The sequence below is a fragment of the Pseudomonas fluorescens genome, assembly GCF_902498065.1.
Taxonomy (GTDB): Bacteria; Pseudomonadota; Gammaproteobacteria; order Pseudomonadales; family Pseudomonadaceae; genus Aquipseudomonas; species Aquipseudomonas fluorescens_BJ.
On sequence record NZ_CABVIR010000001.1, the window covers coordinates 138,994 to 155,848 of the forward strand.

Genomic DNA, 16,855 nt, shown 5'->3' on the forward strand with positions numbered 1-16,855 from the left:
GATCATTCCAATCCAGGCTTCACTGCTATCGGCGGGAATGACGCGTAGAATTGCGCTCTGAATCGGATGTGAGGTTGCAGTGGTGGATTTACAGCGGGGCTTCGTCCTGACGCGGCATTGGCGCGATACCCCGGCCGGTACGGAAGTCGAGTTCTGGCTGGCGACCGACACCGGTCCCCGGCGTATTCGCTTGCCGCATCAACCGTCGGTGGCGTTCATCCCGGCCGAGCAGCGCGAGCAGGCTGAAAAGGTGCTGCACGGTGAAAAGAACGTCGAGCTGAAACCCTTGGCCCTGCTGGATTTCGAACATCGCCCGGTGCTCGGCCTGTATTGCCAGCAGCACGGTCAACTGATGCGCCTGGAAACCGCGCTGCGCAAGGCCGGCGTCGAGATGTTCGAGGCTGACGTGCGCCCACCGGAACGCTACATGATGGAGCGCTTCATCACCGCGCCGGTGATCTTTGGTGGCACACCCGATGCCGAAGGCCAGCTGCACGACGCGCAGATGAAGCCCGATCCCGACTATCGACCGACGCTCAGGCTGGTGTCCCTGGACATCGAAACCACCGCTCAGGGCGATTTGTATTCCATCGCGCTGGAGGGCTGCGGCGAGCGCCAGGTGTACATGCTCGGCCCGCCCAACGGCGACGACAGCAACGTCGACTTCGAGCTTGAGTATTGCGAGTCGCGCACCCTGCTGCTGAAAAAACTCAACGAATGGTTTGCCCGGCACGACCCTGACGCGATCATCGGCTGGAACGTCGTGCAGTTCGATCTGCGCGTACTTCACGAACATGCCCGACGTCTGGCGGTGCCGCTGAAACTGGGGCGCGGCGGCGAAGAAATGCAGTGGCGCGAACACGGTAGCCGCAACCATTACTTCGCCTCGGCCGCCGGGCGATTGATCATCGATGGCATCGAATCTTTGCGTTCGGCGACCTGGAGTTTTCCTTCGTTCAGCCTCGAAAACGTCGCGCAAACCCTGCTCGGCGAAGGCAAGGCGATCAGTACGCCGTACCAGCGCATGGATGAAATCAACCGCATGTTCGCCGAGGACAAACCGGCCCTCGCCACCTACAACCTCAAGGACTGCGAGCTGGTCACACGGATTTTCGCCAAGACCCAATTGCTCACTTTCCTGCTGGAGCGGGCCAGCGTTACCGGATTACCGGCGGATCGCAGTGGTGGCTCGGTAGCGGCCTTCACGCACCTGTACATGCCGCTGATGCACCGCCAGGGTTTCGTTGCGCCCAACCTCGGCACCAAGCCTGCCCAGGCCAGCCCCGGCGGATTTGTCATGGACTCGCAGCCGGGCCTGTACGAATCGGTGCTGGTGCTCGACTACAAAAGCCTTTATCCGTCGATCATCCGCACCTTCCTCATCGACCCGGTGGGCCTGATCGAAGGGCTCAAGCATCCCGATGACAGCGAGTCCGTGCCCGGTTTCCGCGGGGCGCGTTTTTCCAGGACCCGGCATTGCCTGCCGGCCATCGTCGCCCGGGTCGCCGAAGGTCGCGAAACCGCCAAGCGCGAACACAATGCGCCACTGTCCCAGGCGCTGAAGATCATCATGAACGCCTTCTACGGCGTGCTCGGTTCCAGTGGCTGCCGCTTCTTCGATACGCGCCTGGCCTCGTCGATCACCTTGCGCGGCCACGAAATCATGCTGCGCACCCGGCAACTGATCGAAGCCCAGGGGCATACGGTGATCTACGGCGATACCGACTCGACGTTTGTCTGGCTGCGCCGCGCCCATGGTCAGCAGGAAGCGGCGCAGATCGGCCACGCGCTGGTGGATCACGTCAACCAGTGGTGGCGCGCGCATGTGCAAGAGGAATACGGGCTGCAAAGTGCATTGGAATTACAGTTCGAAACCCACTACAAACGCTTTCTGATGCCGACCATTCGAGGCGCCGAAGAGGGCAGCAAAAAGCGTTATGCCGGGTTGGTGACGCGCGCCGACGGCAGCGACGAGATGGTCTACAAGGGGCTGGAAACCGTGCGCACCGACTGGTCGCCGCTGGCCCGGCAATTCCAGCAGGAATTGTATTCGCGGATCTTCCATCGCCAGCCTTATCAGGATTATGTCCGCGAGTACGTGCGCAAGACCCTGGCAGGCGAGTTCGATGATCGCCTGATCTATCGCAAGCGCTTGCGCCGTACCCTGGATGACTATGAACGCAACGTGCCGCCGCATGTGCGTGCGGCGCGGATCGCCGATGACTACAACGATCAACAGGGTCGTCCGCGGCAATACCAGAACGGCGGCTGGATCAGCTACGTGATCAGCGTCGCCGGGCCGGAGCCGCTGGAGATCCGCAGCGCGCCGATCGATTACGACCATTACGTCACCCGGCAACTGCAACCGGTGGCGGATGCGATTCTGCCGTTCGTGGACGACGATTTCTCAACCCTGATTGGGGGGCAGTTGGGCCTGTTTTGAGTCGAGCAGCGTTAATGTCCACGCGTCCGAGATGCCGTGGAAGTGAAGCTCCAGCGCCTTATGGAACAGACTGTCCTTCGGTGAAACCTGCGCGAACAGGGTCATCGACGAATGAAATTTCAGGTCGTCCGGGTGGCCGAAAATTTCGGTGATGGAGCGATCCTGAATATCCAGCACCCATTGCGTGCAGGTGTGCAGCCGTGGGCCGAGTCGCGCATGTTTCAGGTAGGCCGAGGCCTCCTCACCCGAGTGAATGGCATAGCGTTGCGACATTGGGCTGCCGCCCAGGCCGATGAATTGCGGAAAGATAAACCACATCCAGTGGCTGCGTTTACGGCCCGCGCCGAGTTCGGTTTTCACGCGTTCGAACACGGGGTCCTGCGCCTGTAAAAAGCGTTGCAGATTAAAGGCGTCGAGCTGATCGGTGCTTCTCATGAGAAGCCCTCTGACAGAACCGCGATGGCTCAGACCATGGCCAGTCGCTGTTTGCGTTGTGGCGCGCGAAACGCTCGGTCCAGCGCCTCCAGATCCCCGGCTTCAAGCTTCAATTGCTCGGCTTGCGCATTGAGTTGCACATGCTCAGGTCGGACCGCCTTGGGGATGGCAATGACGCCATCCTGCCGCAGAATCCAGGCCAAGGCTACCTGGGCCGGGGTCACCGCGTGACGGGTGGCCACCTGTCTGAGCGACGGATGTTCCAGCAATTGTCCGCCCTGGCCGATCGGGCAGTACGCCATCAATGGCAGACGATGCTGTTGGCTCCACGGCAGTAAATCAAATTCTATGCCGCGCTCCTCCAGGTTGTAGAGCACTTGATTGGTGGCGCAGGCCGGGGAAGCCAGTTCTTGCAGGTCATCCACGTCGAAATTGGACACGCCCCAACGACCGATCTTGCCTTCCGCGCGCAGGCGTTCGAAAGCCTCAACGGTTTCTTCAAGGGGATACTGGCCGCGCCAGTGCAGCAGGTACAAATCGATGTGATCGGTGTTCAGCCTCCGCAGACTGCGCTCGCAGGCCTCGGGGATGCCCTTGCGGCTAGCGTTGTGCGGATACACCTTGCTGACGAGAAAGACCTTGTCGCGCAGGCCGGCAATGGCTTCACCCACCACGTTCTCGGCTCCCCCTTCGCCATACATTTCCGCGGTGTCGATCAGGGTCATGCCCAACTCGATGCCCAGGCGCAGCGCGGCGACTTCTTCGCGGTATCGAGCGGGATCTTCACCCATGCGCCAGGTGCCTTGGCCGATGACGGGTACGTGGATGCCGGCCAGTTCGAGGGTCCGCATGCAAACCTCCTGTGTATTCGATGGATACTTAGGTTGGCAGCAGAATAGCCCATGGGTTCCGTTTATTGCCGAGACGTTCGAGGGGGCGGGCACCGCTAAAGCATCGTGAGGCGGCCTGCCCGCCGGGCTCTTCTGCTGCAGCCCACTCATTTCGGACACGTACGCATTTCCCCTCCAGGAGTCGGCTTGCCGGCGATGGCGGAGGGTCAGTCGACCTGTTTATTGACTGAACGGGCGCCATCGCCGGCAAGCCAGCTCCTGCAGTTGATCGGCGTCAATCAGCAGAAAATTTCAACACGGTGCTCTGGGTATACGTCTTGCCCGGATCCAGCCGCGTAGAGGGGAAGTTCGGCTGATTCGGCGCATCCGGATAATGCTGGGTCTCCAGGGTAAACGCACTCCAGTGCGCATACGTCTTGCCAGCCTTGCCCTTGACCGATCCGTCGAGAAAGTTGCTGGTATAGAACTGCACACCAGGCTCAGTGGTGTAGAGCTGCAAACGGCGCCCGGACTGCGGATCGCTGACGTCGGCGGCAAGCTTGCCCTGGTCACCCTTGGCGTCCAGCACCCAATTGAAATCGAAGCCACCGTGTTTCGGTTCAGCGAATTTCAACTGTGGATGATCGGCCTTGATGTTTTTGCCGATGGCAGTGGGCTGGGTGAAGTCCATCGGCGTGCCGGCCACTGGCGCCATTTCGCCGGTAGGAATCAACGTGCCGTTGACCGGCGTGTAATGGCTCGCATGCAGCGTCGCGACCTGTTGCAACACGTCGCCATTGCCCGCGCCGGCGAGGTTGAAGTAGCTGTGGTTGGTCAGGTTCAACACCGTCGGTTTATCGGTGGACGCCTTGTACTCGATGCGCAGCTCGTTTTTGTCATTGAGGCTGTAAGTGACCTCGGTTTTCAGGTTGCCGGGGAAACCCATCTCGCCGTCCGCCGACAGGTACGTCAGGGTCACGCCAACCGAGTCCTTGCCTTTGGCCGGTTCGGCTTTCCACACCTTTTTGTCAAAACCCAACGGGCCGCCGTGCAGTGAATTCGAGCCGTCATTGAGCGGCACCTGAAAGCGCTTGCCGTCGAGTTCGAACGCGCCCTTGGCCAGGCGATTGCCGAAGCGGCCGATGGTTGCGCCAAAGTAGGCCGTTCCGCTCTGATAACCCTGTACGTCGTCGAAGCCGAGCACCACGTCCTCGAACTTGCCGTTTTTATCCGCCACTTTGAGCGCCTGCAGCGTCGCGCCGTAGGTGATGACAGTGGCTTGCATGCCGTGGCTGTTGCGCAGCACATATTGCTCGACGGGCGTACCGTCATTGGTTTTGCCGAACGCTTTGTGTTCGCTGGACAGGCCGGCGGCCTGGGAGGTGAGCGTGGCGATCATCAGGGACACTGCGAGCCCGCAAAGTGGGTATCGGGATAGAAGCATGGTTGACCTTCCTGTTTTTGTTTTTTGTGAAGTAGTCATACTAGTTATCGATTGGTAAATCGATAAGGAAGGATTTATAGCCTATATTTGCAATACAGCCATAATAAAGTATGACTAATTAAGCGGACGCTCATGTTTGTGGACGGCAGGCACTGCACTTTTTCGACATCCACGGCTCTATCCTTGGTCAGCCCGCGGCGATCCCCCCGCCGGCCCATGCCAAGTTCAAGCGCCCATGGCCCCAGTTTTACCCATCACCACTGAGCACATTCGCCGCCATTGTCTGCTGCTCGCCGTGTTGTCGATGCTCGTCACGACCGGTTGCAGCCAGCAGCAGGGACGGGACATCGTCAGTCAGTTTCGCGAAGGCCGGCCCCAGGAATTCCTCCAGACCAGCGTCGACCGTATGGCCACCCTGGCGATGCGCGACAACCTCGACAGCCTTTACCTGCTGATGGGCAAGCTCTACCTGCGCAACCCGCAGGAACTGAAAAAGTCTGGATTCCTCGACGCCCGCGCCGCCGGCAAACAAGTGCGCCAGGCCATCGAACAGCAACAACCGCTGCCGACGCTGGGGGGCAAGAAGGATCTTGCGGCGCTGAGTTACGCTATGAGTCCGGAGTTTCTCGGCGACCGCGTCGGCGCCTTTATCTACGCCATCGGCAGCATGCTGGTCACCGCTCACGGCAATCGGCTGGAGTTTTATATGACCGATGCGATCAACCCGGTCTTTGTCAGCAACGCCGCGCGCAACATCGAGAAAGCCACCTGGATCCTCAGCCAGCGGCAAAACAAAAACGGCGAACCCTTGCTGTTCTCCAACGAAATCTCGGAGGAGGGCAGCAACCTGAGTTTCGCCGTGGAGTTCGGCAAGATCGTTGCGCGCCTGGACCTGCTGACCCAGATGCTGGACGAACGCTACCGGAGGATTGGCCTCAACTACGCACAGAGCCTGTTATTCCTCAATTTCCTGCCCGTGCAGTGAGCCTCGACTTGTAGGCGTCAGCAAGCTGGCTCCTGCAAGGCATAACGATAGACCGCATCGATATAAGTGGTTATAAGAAAAATCGCTATGCTGCGGGCCAGATTTTTATGCGTTTTCAGTGGGCGTGTTAATGGATTTCGTTAACTTCGGTTTGGTTGTGGCAGGTTTGGTGGTGGGTTTCATTGTCGGCATGACCGGTGTGGGTGGCGGCTCGCTGATGACGCCGATCCTGCTTTGGTTTGGCATCAATCCCGCGACAGCGGTCGGAACGGACTTGCTGTACGCCGCGATTACCAAATCCAGCGGTGTGCTGGTGCATCGCAAGAACAAGAACATCGACTGGGCGATTACCGGTTGGCTGACCCTCGGCAGTGTGCCGGCCGTGGCGCTGACACTGTGGTTCCTGAGCAATTTGCAAACGTCCCCCGACGCGATGAACGCCATCATCAAACAGGCGCTGGGTTTTGTGCTGTTTGCCACGGCACTGGCGATTTTCTTCAAGAAACGCCTGCTCGACTTCGCCCACAAACGCGCCGGCGGCACCTACAACCCAAGCGGCAAACGCTTGAATGGGCTGACCGTGATCACCGGCCTGGTCCTCGGCACCATGGTCGCCCTGACCTCCATCGGTGCGGGCGCCCTGGGCACGGTGGCGCTGTTCATCCTGTACCCGCTGTTGCCTACCCGCCGCCTCGTCGGCACGGAAATCGCCCACGCCGTGCCGCTGACCCTGGTCGCCGGTCTTGGCCACGCGAGCATGGGCAATATGGACTGGCATGTGCTGGGCTACTTGCTGATCGGTTCGCTGCCGGGGATATATCTGGGCAGTCACCTGACCGGTCGCATCTCGGATGAAGTGTTACGCCCGTGCCTGGCGACGATGCTGGTGCTGATCGGCTACAAACTGGCGTTCTGATTTCTGCCGCAGGCCTGCGTCACTCCCGGGTGAATATCTCCAGCAGATGTCCATCCGGGTCATCGAAGTACACGCGTCTGCCTCCCCCATAATCGTTGATCTGTTTCGGACGCTGTTTGCCGGGATCAGCCCACCATGCTTGCTGCCTGGCTTGCAGGCGCGCGAACGCGGCATCGAAATCGTCGTCGCCGACCAGGAACGCATAATGCTGGGAGGCTATCGGCGGGTCATTGTCGTAATAGTCCAGCGACACGCCGTTATCGAGTTTCACGATCAGCATCGGCCCGAAGGGTTCGGGGGCGGGCAAGCCGAGAATCTCCACGAGAAACGTCGCGGATATCTGTTTGTCCTGGCACCAGACGATGGTGTGATTCAGCTGAGCGCTCATGGCGTAATCCTCACGGCGGTTCAGTGTGTATCGAGTCATGAGATTAGCTCAGCCTATTGCGCAATGACCGCCCTGACCTAAGCTTGGGTCAAGGCGAAACACAATTGCGGTGCGACCCCCGGAACGAACGCCGCGATGCGCAATCATTAGAGCGTGGATATCAAAAGGAGATGCGCATGCTCATCAGGTCATTGACCCTGACAACCCTGCTGGCTTTCGCCGGCCCCTTGCTCGCCGCCGATGGCGATTCACCGCTGGACATGGACAAGGGCAGGTCCCGGCCGCTGATTGTCATCGCGCCAAGCACGGTCGACCCGGCGTGGGTCAGCCTGAAAAAGTCGCTGGATGAGCCAGCCAATCGCAAAGAATTCACCGACCGAAACATGGTCCTGTACACCGTGCTCAACCTGATGGGCCAGCGTGAAGGCAAAGACCTCGGGCCACAAGACACCGCAGCTTTGATCCGTTCGCTCAAATTGGGGGCTGGGGCCAAGACCAAGGTGATACTGGTCGGCAAGGACGGCGAAAAGAAACTCGAGCAATCGGACGCGGTTGATCTGAAGGCGATTTTCAGTGCTGTCGACCAATTGCCGCCGACCGAGAAAGAAGCCACGGTGCCAACCCCGCCGCCTGTCACTGAAGCCGCACCGGCTAACGGCACGAAGGCAACGAAACCCGCCAAGCCCGCCAAGCCTGCCAAACCACCGGAAATGCCTGACGATTGAACACATCACTGACCACGTGATAACGAAAATGGGCGACCTCAACGGGTCGCCCATTTTGTTGTCAGCGCCAGCCTCTGTAGGCGCAAGCTTGCATCTACAGGTGCGCGCGCGAATCAACGACGAATGAAGTGCCCGTTACGCGCCCCGGTGCTCTGGCCCTGGCTGTAAGCCAACACACCGTTGACCCACACCGCTTCGATGCCCTGCGGTTGCAGCGTTGGTTGATCGAACGTCGCGCAGTCGCGAATATCCCCGGCGTCAAACATTACCAGGTCGGCACAGGCACCCACTCTGAGGCGACCACGATCACGCAGGCCAAACCGTTCGGCCGGCAATCCGGTCATTTTGCGCACGGCTTCTTGCAGCGGGAACAATCCCTGGTCGCGGCTGTAATGACCCAATACCCGAGGAAACGTGCCCCACAGTCTGGGATGCGGGCGCGGGTCGTTGGGCAAACCGTCGGAGCCGATCATGGTGTGCGGATACGCGAGGATGCGCGACACATCGGCCTCGTTCATTTCATGGTAAATCGCGCCACCGGGCTCCAGCCGTTGTGCGGCCTCGACCTGTGAAAGCCCCCACAACCCGGCGATGTCCTTGAGGGTTTTGCCGGCCATCTCGGGGTGCGGTGTCGACCAGGTGATCTGGATCTTGAAGCCCTCGTCGACGATGCGCGGGTCGATGGTGGTCGAGCTGGCGGCGTAGGGGTAGCAATCGCAGCCCACCGGATGCTGCTGTCGGGCGTGTTCAATCTTGCCGATAATCACCTCACTGCGACCCCAGTTTGCGCGCCCGGCGCATTTGAGGTGCGAGATGATCACCGGCACGTGTGCATCGCGACCAATGTCGATGGCTTCGTCGATGGCTTCAATGATTTCGTCATCTTCGGAGCGAATATGACTCACGTAGATCGCGCCGGCGTCCTGCAAGGTGGCGGCGAGGAAATCGACTTCCGCCGTGGGGGCTTGCAGCGCGTTGCGGTAGGCCAGGCCAGTGCTCAACCCTAATGCGCCTTGCGCCAGCGCAGCCTTGAGATCTTCACGCATGGCCGCCAGTTCATGGGGCGTCGCCGCACGGTCGAACCGTTCCATATGATTGGCGCGCAACGCGGTATGCCCCACCAGTGCTGCGACGTTTACCGCCGGGCGAGCGGCTTCGATCGCCAACGCATAGTCGGTGAAGCTTGGGTACTTGAAGTCTGCGGCTTCGCCGAGGAGGTTCATCGGGTCCGGCGGCTCGCCGCGAAGGCGCACCCCGGCGGCGCTGATGCCGCAGTTGCCGACGATCACCGTGGTCACCCCCTGACAGATTTTCGGGAGCATCGCCGGCTGCTTGAGCAGCGCCAGATCATCATGGGTGTGCACATCGATGAAACCTGGACTGAGGACTTTGCCCCGTGCGTCGATCACGTGGTGGGCATCGAGGTCAGGGAGATGACCGATCGCGTGAATCCTGCCGCCCAGAACCGCGACGTCACCGACGAAGGGTGCTTCGCCGGTTCCATCGATAAGCGTGGCGTTGCGGATCAGGGTGTCGATGATGGTCATGCTCGTTGCTCCGGCAAGCCAGGGTTCATTCGCCATAGATGTTGTAGTCGAAGTATTTCTTCTCGACCTGCTGGTAAACCCCGTCGGCGCGCAGGGCTTTGATCGCACTATTGAAACGCTGGGCCAGCTCGGTGTTGCCCTTGCTCACCGCAATGCCGGTGCCTTCGCCAAAGTATTCCTTGTTGCGCAGCTCAGGTCCGACGAAGGCAAAACCCTCGCCTTGCGGGGTCTTCAGGAAACCCTCTTGCAGCGGTGCGGCATTGGCGATGGTGCCGTCGAGCCGGGCGGATTGCATGTCCAGGTAGATTTCCGACTGGGAGCCGTAGCGAACAATCTCGGTGCCCAACGGTTGCAGCTTGTCGGTGGCGTAGCGATCCTGAGAGGTGCCGCGCTGCACGCCGATGCGCTTGCCCTTGAGCTGGCTGAAATCGTCATCGACCTGCGAGCCGGCCTTCATCACCAGCCGCGCCGGGCTCGAATAGTATTTGTCGGTGAAGGTGACCGAGCGCTTGCGCTCATCGGTGATCAGCATCGAAGAAATCACCGCGTCGATCTTGCGTACTTTCAGCGACGGGATCAGGCCGTCGAATTCCTGCTCGACCCAGACACACTTGGTTTGCATCTGCGCGCACAAGGCGTTGCCGATGTCGTAGTCGAACCCACCGATGTTGCCGTCAGCTGTCTTGAAGGCGAACGGTGGATAGGCGGCTTCGATGCCAATGCGCAACGGTGCGTTCTCCGCCAGAGCACTCGTGACACACAATGCCAATGCAACGCCCAGGCACATTGTTTTTTTCATTGTTGATCTCCTGCTTCACAAGGGATGTCAGTGGCGGTGTGGATATATTTGTCCATAATGGACATATTAGTATGTTTTCGTCAATGGCGACACATAAACGAAAATGGGCGACCTCAACGGGTCGCCCATTTTGTTGTCACCGCCAGCTCCTGCAGGGAGTTCGGTTACCGGGTCAGTGCGTTCAACACCGCATGGGCGATTTTGACCCGCTCCGGGTTCGGGTAGTTTTTGTTGGCCAGGATCACGATGCCGATGTCTTTCGAGGGCACGTACGCCACGTACGCACCGAAGCCACCCGTTGAACCTGTTTTGTTGATCAGCACGTTTTCCGGTTGCGGTTGCGGCGGGTTCATCCACTGGACCTTGTGCGCCTGCATCGCCATCGACGACGAGTTGCCTGCGAGCAATTTATCGAGGGTGATCGGGTAGTGGTAAAACTCCCAACCCAGCCCCTGGGTCATGTCGCCGACCGTGTAGTAACCGGCATGCGTCGTGGCGATGGCTTGCTGCATCGGCGCTTCAAGGCCTGATGGTTTGATGTTCGCCTCGACGTAACGCATCAGGTCCGAGGCGCTGGTTTTTACGCCGTACGCTTCTGAGTCCAGCGCTCCCGGCCCGACCCGCACCGGTTTGTCCTCCTTGTTGTAGCCCTGAGCGTAAAGCGCCATCTGATCCTGCGGCACCTTTAGGAAGGTGTGTTGCAACCCGAGCTTGGGCAGCAGCGTTTTTTCCATCAGTTCGTCAAACGGCTGGCCCATGCTCTTGGCCGCGAGATACCCGAACAACCCCAGGCTCGGGTTCGAATACAGCCGATGGCTGCCGGCGGTGTAAGCCGGTTTCCACTGATTGAAATAACCAAACATCTTGTCCGGCGCATCGGCATCGCTCGGGAATTGCAACGGCAGGCCGCCGGCGGTGTACGTGCCCAGTTGCAGCACGCTGACGTGATCGAACGCGCTGCCGCGCAATGCTGGCAGGACGTGGCTGGCCTTGTCCGAGAGGGACAGTTTGCCTTTGGCCTGAGCGTAGGCGGCGAGGGTAGCGGTGAAGGTTTTGCTCACCGAGCCGATCTCGAACAGGGTGTGTTCGGTGACAGGCGTGCCGGTTTCCTTCGAGGCCACGCCGTAGTTAAAGTAATGCTGTTTACCATTCAGTGTGATCGCGACGGCCATGCCGGGAATGTTTTGTTGCTGCATGATCGGGGCCACTGCAGCATTCACCGCTGCTTCGATCTGCGCGTCAGCCTGATTCCCTGCGACGCTGTAACCTGCACCCAGGAGCAGTCCGAAAGCGCTGTAGGATAAGACCTTGCCGAGTTTTAAGTTATGCATGATTAAGCCGCTGTCCATGAGATTTGATGATTAAACCCGCTACACTCCGAGCGGTTTATACATCGGACCGCCGCTGAGCGTGCCAAATCTATTCAGTCTGCCGATCTTCGACAAACGACAATATTTCGGCTGAGCCATTAGAAAAACTAGGGAGTTGGCATGATCCGCCCGCAATTACCGCTTAACGCACTGCGCGCCTTCGAGGCCTCGGCGCGTCATCTGAGTTTTACACGGGCGGCGGTGGAGTTGTGCGTTACGCAGGCCGCGGTCAGTCATCAGGTCAAAGGCCTGGAGGCCCAGCTCAACGTCACCCTGTTCAAACGCCTGCCACGCGGATTGATGCTGACCAGTGAAGGCGAGACCTTGTTGCCGGTGCTGCGCGAGTCCTTCGATCGAATCGCCGAAACCCTGGAGCGTTTCGAAGGCGGGCATTTACGCGAAGTGTTGACGGTGGGCGCGGTGGGGACGTTTGCGGTGGGTTGGCTGTTGCCGCGAATGGCGGACTTTCAGGCGAAACATCCGTTCATAGATTTGCGCCTGTCGACCCACAACAATCGAGTGGACGTGGCGGCTGAAGGGCTGGATTACGCGATTCGGTTTGGCGCCGGAGCGTGGCACGGGATTGAAGCGGTGCGCTTGATCGAGGCGCCATTGTCGGTGTTGTGCGTGCCCGACATTGCCCGACAACTGCGCACGCCGGACGATCTATTGCAGCAAACGCTGCTGCGTTCCTATCGCACGGATGAGTGGCCCGAATGGTTTCAGGCCACCGGCCTGCCGGCCCATGCTGCACCGCCCAGGAGCATCGTCTTCGATTCCTCGCTGGCGATGATGGAGGCCGCACTGCAAGGTGCGGGCGTGGCCCTGGCGCCGCCGTTGATGTTTGCCCGGCAACTGGCGGCGGGGGTCATCGAGCAGCCGTTCGCCATCGGTATCACCACCGGCAGCTACTGGCTGACCCGCTTGCAGTCGCGGCCCGAAACGTCGGCGATGGCGGCGTTCAAGGGGTGGTTGTTGCACGCTTCGGGTTGATACGAAACCCTGTGGGAGCGGGCTTGCCCGCGATGAGGGACTGACATTCAACGCTGAAGTTGACTGATAGGCCGCCATCGCGGGCAAGCCCGCTCCCACAGGGGGATTGCGGTGTGCCGATGGTTAGCGCACCAGGCTCGGCCGCTTGTTATCGAATTTCCAGCCCGCAATCAGAAACTGCATTGCCACGCTGTCATCCCGCGCGCCCAGCCCCATGCCTTTGTACAGCTCATGGGCCTGGGCGAGTTGATCCATGTCCAGCTCAACCCCGAGTCCCGGTTTCTTCGGCACTTGCACGCAACCGTCGACGATTTGCAGCGGCGCTTTGGTCAGGCGCTGGCCGTCCTGCCAGATCCAGTGGGTGTCGATGGCGGTGATTTCGCCCGGTGCGGCGGCCGCGACGTGGGTGAACATCGCCAGGGAGATATCGAAGTGGTTGTTGGAATGCGAGCCCCAGGTCAGGCCCCATTCGTGACACATCTGCGCCACGCGGACCGAACCCTGCATCGTCCAGAAGTGCGGGTCGGCCAGCGGGATGTCCACCGATTGCAACTGAATGGCGTGGCCCATTTCCCGCCAGTCGGTGGCGATCATGTTGGTCGCGGTTTTCAGGCCGGTGGCGCGGCGGAATTCGGCCATGACTTCCCGGCCCGAATAACCGTTTTCCGCGCCGCACGGGTCTTCCGCGTAAGCGAGGACGTGATGCTGATCGCGGCACAAACGGATCGCTTCTTTCAGCGACCACGCGCCATTCGGATCGAGGGTGATGCGCGCATCGGGAAAGCGTTCGGCCAGTGCGGTAACCGCTTCGATTTCTTCGTCGCCACTGAGCACGCCGCCCTTGAGTTTGAAGTCCTTGAAGCCGTAGCGGGCGTGTGCGGCTTCCGCCAGGCGCACCACGGCGTCGGCGGTCAGGGCTTTCTCGTGACGCACACGGAACCAGTCGTTGTCGGCGTCCGCTTCGCTGCGGTAAGCCAGATCGGTGGCGTTACGATCACCGACATAAAACAGATAACCGAGCATTTTCACTTCATCGCGTTGCTGGCCTTCGCCGAGCAGCGCGGCGACAGGCACGTCCAGATGCTGGCCGAGCAAATCGAGCAGCGCCGCTTCCAGGCCGGTCACCGCGTGAATGGTGATGCGCAGGTCGAACGTCTGCAAACCGCGGCCACCGGCATCGCGGTCGGCGAAGGTCTGGCGCACCTGGTTGAGAATCCTCTGGTAGGTGCCGATCGGGCTGCCAACCACCAGGGAGCGTGCATCTTCGAGAGTCTGGCGAATGCGCTCGCCGCCCGGCACTTCACCGACGCCGGTGTGCCCGGCGTTGTCCTTGAGGATCACGATGTTGCGGGTGAAAAACGGGCCATGGGCGCCGCTCAAGTTGAGCAGCATGCCATCGTGACCGGCCACCGGAACCACTTGCATGCTGGTGATGATCGGGGCTTTTGCAGTGTCTTGCTGGTTCATTTTCTGGTCCTTAAATAGCAGCGATCAGGCGTGCTTGGGCGTTGGTTTGTCCAGCGCAACGGCCGGTGCGGTTTTCGCTGTGTTGCGGGCGGCGAAGACAATGATTGCGGCGATGATCGAGGTCGCGGCCAAACCGTACAGCCCGCCCTGAATCGAGCCGGTGCGCTCTTCGAGCAGACCGAAGGTGGTCGGCGCGACGAAGCCGCCGAGGTTGCCCACCGAGTTGATCAGCGCGATCACGCCAGCGGCGATTCGTGCATCCAGGTACGCCTGAGGGATCGGCCAGAACAGCGACGAAGCCGATTTGAAACCCAGCGCCGCGAAGCAGATCGCGACGAACGCGAAGATCGGCCCGCCGGTGGTGGACATGAACATCCCCGCTGCAGCGATCAGCAGAGCCGCAGCGACCCACGCTTGCTGATGTTTCCATTTCGCCGAGAGCGACGCGAAAGCGTACATGCCGACAATCGACAACAACCACGGGATTGAGTTGAACAGCCCGACCTGAATGTCGCTGAGGTCACCCATCTTCTTGATGATGCTCGGCAACCAGAAGGTCGCGGCATAAATGGTCAGCTGAATGAAGAAGTAGATCAGGCAGAACAGGATGATCTGGCGATCCTTGAGCAACGTGCCCAGCGACGGTTTGATTGGCGTCGCGGCTTCGCGGGCCAGTTGTTCGTCGTCGATGGCTTTGACCAGCGCGTCCTGCTCTTCGCGGCTCAGCCACTTGGCGTCGTGGGGTTTGGAGTCAAGCCAGAACCAGACGAACACGCACAGTCCGACCGAGAACATGCCTTCAATGAAATACATCCATTGCCAGCCGTGCAGGCCGAAACCGCTGATTTGCAGGAGCAGCCCGGACAACGGGCCGGAGATCAACGAGGCAATGGCCGAGCCGCTGAGAAAAATCGCGATGGCCTTGCCGCGTTCTACCCCAGGCAACCAGCGCGTGAAGTAATAAATCACCCCGGGGAAGAACCCGGCTTCAGCCACGCCCAACAGGAATCGCAGGATGTAGAAATGGGTTTCGTTCTGGATGAACGCCATGCCGGCGGCCACCAGACCCCAGGTCAGCATGATGCGGGTCAGCCAGATTCGGGCGCCGACTTTTTGCAGGAGGATATTGGAGGGGACTTCGAACAGCGCGTAACCGATGAAGAACAGACCGGCACCGAGGCCGTAGGCGGCAGCGCCAATGCCCAGGTCATGTTCCATGTGGGCGCGGACGAAGCCGATGTTCACGCGGTCGATGTAGTTGACGATGAACATGATGACGAACAGCGGCAGAACGTGGCGTTTCACTTTCGAGATGGCGGACTTCAGGGCCGAATCGGCGCCGTCGTGCATCCCGGGTACGGATGTATTCACTTGGTTTTCTCCCACTGATTATTTTTATGCGGGGCGTTGCAGGTGCAGCGTTGTTGATAGACATCATACAACTACGTTTTTTTATCCTGCAAGGGGTGGTGGTCAACAAAATCGCGTCATTCAGGATGTTTATTGCTTTATTCAGGATCGTTTGTGCGCTTGGTTGTTGTCTTGAATGCCTGATTTGTTGAGTGTTGTCATACAAGATAAGTGCGGTTTTATTGAGAATCCTTTCGACCGCAGTGCTACGATCCGCTCAGCCCTGCTTTCGGATGACCGCCATGCAAGAAGATCTCGACGCGCCTGCCCGCAAGCGCACTCACAACCTGGCCCATGACTTGGTCGCGAAACTGACCCAGAGCATCTTGCTCGGCCAGATGCTGCCGGGGGACAAGCTGCCGTCGGAGAACAGCATTGTTCAGGAGCACGGAGTCAGTCGCACCGTGGTGCGCGAGGCGATCTCGAAGTTGCAGGCGTCGGGGCTGGTGGAAACTCGGCACGGCATCGGCACGTTTGTTATCGAGCGCGCACCGGAGCAGGGGCTGCGACTGAATGTCGATACCGCGCTGGGCGTGCGCAGCATTCTGGAGTTGCGTCTGGGCCTTGAAACCCAGGCCGCCGCGCTGGCGGCGATTCGGCGCACGGAGCAGCAATTGGCGCAGATGCGCGAAGCGCTGGACGATTATCAAAGCCTGCTCGCCAACAACGACAGCTGCGTCGAAGCCGACAAGCGTTTCCATCTATTGATCGCCGAGGCCACCGGCAATGTCTGCTTCACGGAAATCATGCTGCACCTGGGCAGCGCCATGATTCCCCGAACCCGAGTCAATGCGGCTGAACGCGGTGCGGCGGATCTGAGCAAGCTCGGGCAGTTGGCCAATCTTGAACACGAGGCGATTCTCAACGCCATCAAGCGTCAGGACGCGGATGCGGCGCGAGCGGCGATGTGGCTGCACCTGACCAACAGCCGTGACCGGTTTCTGGCGGATCGCGGGTAACCGTTGGTCCAGTCGATAGCACGCCCTTCGGGTGACTGCTTCCAACGAGTACGGCCCAGATTTGCTGGACCTCAATCAATGAGGTGCGTGATGGCTAACTCAATGGATCACGATGTTCCACCTGGCATGGACCCTTCGCGGGAC

The 16,855-nt window shown here is 60.0% G+C and carries 15 protein-coding genes; 6 read left to right on the forward strand and 9 right to left on the reverse strand.

The features are described 5' to 3' along the window. The first annotated feature begins 82 nt into the window (after positions 1-82). On the forward strand, positions 83-2,443 hold the full coding sequence (locus F8N43_RS00660) for a DNA polymerase II (RefSeq protein ID WP_191630098.1): 2,361 nt from the start codon (positions 83-85) through the stop codon (positions 2,441-2,443). Here the strand turns inward: F8N43_RS00660 and F8N43_RS00665 are convergent. From F8N43_RS00665 to F8N43_RS00675, 3 genes are all read right to left on the reverse strand, one after another. After that, complete coding sequence (locus F8N43_RS00665; protein WP_150632511.1) at positions 2,408-2,878, reverse strand: DUF1810 domain-containing protein; 471 nt, start codon at positions 2,876-2,878, stop codon at positions 2,408-2,410. The two genes, F8N43_RS00660 and F8N43_RS00665, sit on opposite strands and share 36 nt — an antisense overlap. Before the next feature lie 29 nt (positions 2,879-2,907). Next, positions 2,908-3,729: an aldo/keto reductase gene (locus F8N43_RS00670; protein ID WP_150637915.1), complete on the reverse strand. Its 822-nt coding sequence runs from the start codon at positions 3,727-3,729 to the stop codon at positions 2,908-2,910. Positions 3,730-4,003: 274 nt separating this feature from the next. Continuing rightward, complete coding sequence (locus F8N43_RS00675; RefSeq protein ID WP_150632513.1) at positions 4,004-5,152, reverse strand: aldose epimerase family protein; 1,149 nt, start codon at positions 5,150-5,152, stop codon at positions 4,004-4,006. Positions 5,153-5,387: 235 nt separating this feature from the next. On the opposite strand from F8N43_RS00675, the gene F8N43_RS00680 reads away from it, so the two are divergent. Both F8N43_RS00680 and F8N43_RS00685 read left to right on the forward strand, forming a co-directional pair. After that, complete coding sequence (locus F8N43_RS00680; RefSeq protein WP_150653058.1) at positions 5,388-6,137, forward strand: hypothetical protein; 750 nt, start codon at positions 5,388-5,390, stop codon at positions 6,135-6,137. A gap of 130 nt (positions 6,138-6,267) precedes the next feature. Then, positions 6,268-7,053, forward strand: coding sequence for a sulfite exporter TauE/SafE family protein (locus F8N43_RS00685; protein ID WP_150632515.1), 786 nt, complete (start codon positions 6,268-6,270; stop codon positions 7,051-7,053). Between the two features lie 19 nt (positions 7,054-7,072). Here F8N43_RS00685 and F8N43_RS00690 read toward each other — a convergent pair whose 3' ends face one another. After that, positions 7,073-7,441 carry a VOC family protein gene (locus tag F8N43_RS00690; protein ID WP_150632516.1) on the reverse strand — a complete coding sequence of 123 codons (369 nt, stop codon included), beginning with the start codon at positions 7,439-7,441 and terminating at the stop codon, positions 7,073-7,075. Positions 7,442-7,617: 176 nt separating this feature from the next. On the opposite strand from F8N43_RS00690, the gene F8N43_RS00695 reads away from it, so the two are divergent. Then, positions 7,618-8,166 (forward strand): DUF4174 domain-containing protein, encoded by a 549-nt coding sequence (locus F8N43_RS00695; RefSeq protein WP_150637919.1) that lies wholly within the window; start codon positions 7,618-7,620, stop codon positions 8,164-8,166. Positions 8,167-8,279: 113 nt separating this feature from the next. Here the strand turns inward: F8N43_RS00695 and F8N43_RS00700 are convergent, their stop codons facing one another. From F8N43_RS00700 to ampC, 3 genes are all read right to left on the reverse strand, one after another. Next, positions 8,280-9,713 (reverse strand): N-acyl-D-amino-acid deacylase family protein, encoded by a 1,434-nt coding sequence (locus F8N43_RS00700; protein WP_150653059.1) that lies wholly within the window; start codon positions 9,711-9,713, stop codon positions 8,280-8,282. Positions 9,714-9,738: 25 nt separating this feature from the next. Continuing rightward, a complete protein-coding gene (locus F8N43_RS00705; protein ID WP_150637923.1) occupies positions 9,739-10,512 on the reverse strand; it encodes an ABC transporter substrate-binding protein in 774 nt (257 codons plus the stop codon). Positions 10,513-10,676: 164 nt separating this feature from the next. After that, positions 10,677-11,843: a class C beta-lactamase gene (gene ampC / locus F8N43_RS00710; protein ID WP_150632520.1), complete on the reverse strand. Its 1,167-nt coding sequence runs from the start codon at positions 11,841-11,843 to the stop codon at positions 10,677-10,679. Between the two features lie 159 nt (positions 11,844-12,002). Here ampC and F8N43_RS00715 point away from each other — a divergent pair, with 159 nt between their 5' ends. Then, the gene (locus tag F8N43_RS00715) at positions 12,003-12,875 is read left to right on the forward strand and encodes a LysR family transcriptional regulator (protein WP_150653060.1); all 873 of its coding nucleotides are present in this window, start codon (positions 12,003-12,005) and stop codon (positions 12,873-12,875) included. A gap of 123 nt (positions 12,876-12,998) precedes the next feature. On the opposite strand, the gene gudD is transcribed toward F8N43_RS00715, so the two are convergent. Beyond that, positions 12,999-14,342 carry a glucarate dehydratase gene (gene gudD / locus F8N43_RS00725; RefSeq protein ID WP_150653061.1) on the reverse strand — a complete coding sequence of 448 codons (1,344 nt, stop codon included), beginning with the start codon at positions 14,340-14,342 and terminating at the stop codon, positions 12,999-13,001. Between the two features lie 24 nt (positions 14,343-14,366). After that, positions 14,367-15,713, reverse strand: coding sequence for an MFS transporter (locus F8N43_RS00730; protein ID WP_150632523.1), 1,347 nt, complete (start codon positions 15,711-15,713; stop codon positions 14,367-14,369). Positions 15,714-15,994: 281 nt separating this feature from the next. Here F8N43_RS00730 and F8N43_RS00735 point away from each other — a divergent pair, with 281 nt between their 5' ends. Further along, entirely contained in the window at positions 15,995-16,711 is a 717-nt protein-coding gene (locus tag F8N43_RS00735) for a FadR/GntR family transcriptional regulator (RefSeq protein WP_150632524.1), read from the forward strand. Positions 16,712-16,855: the final 144 nt, after the last annotated feature.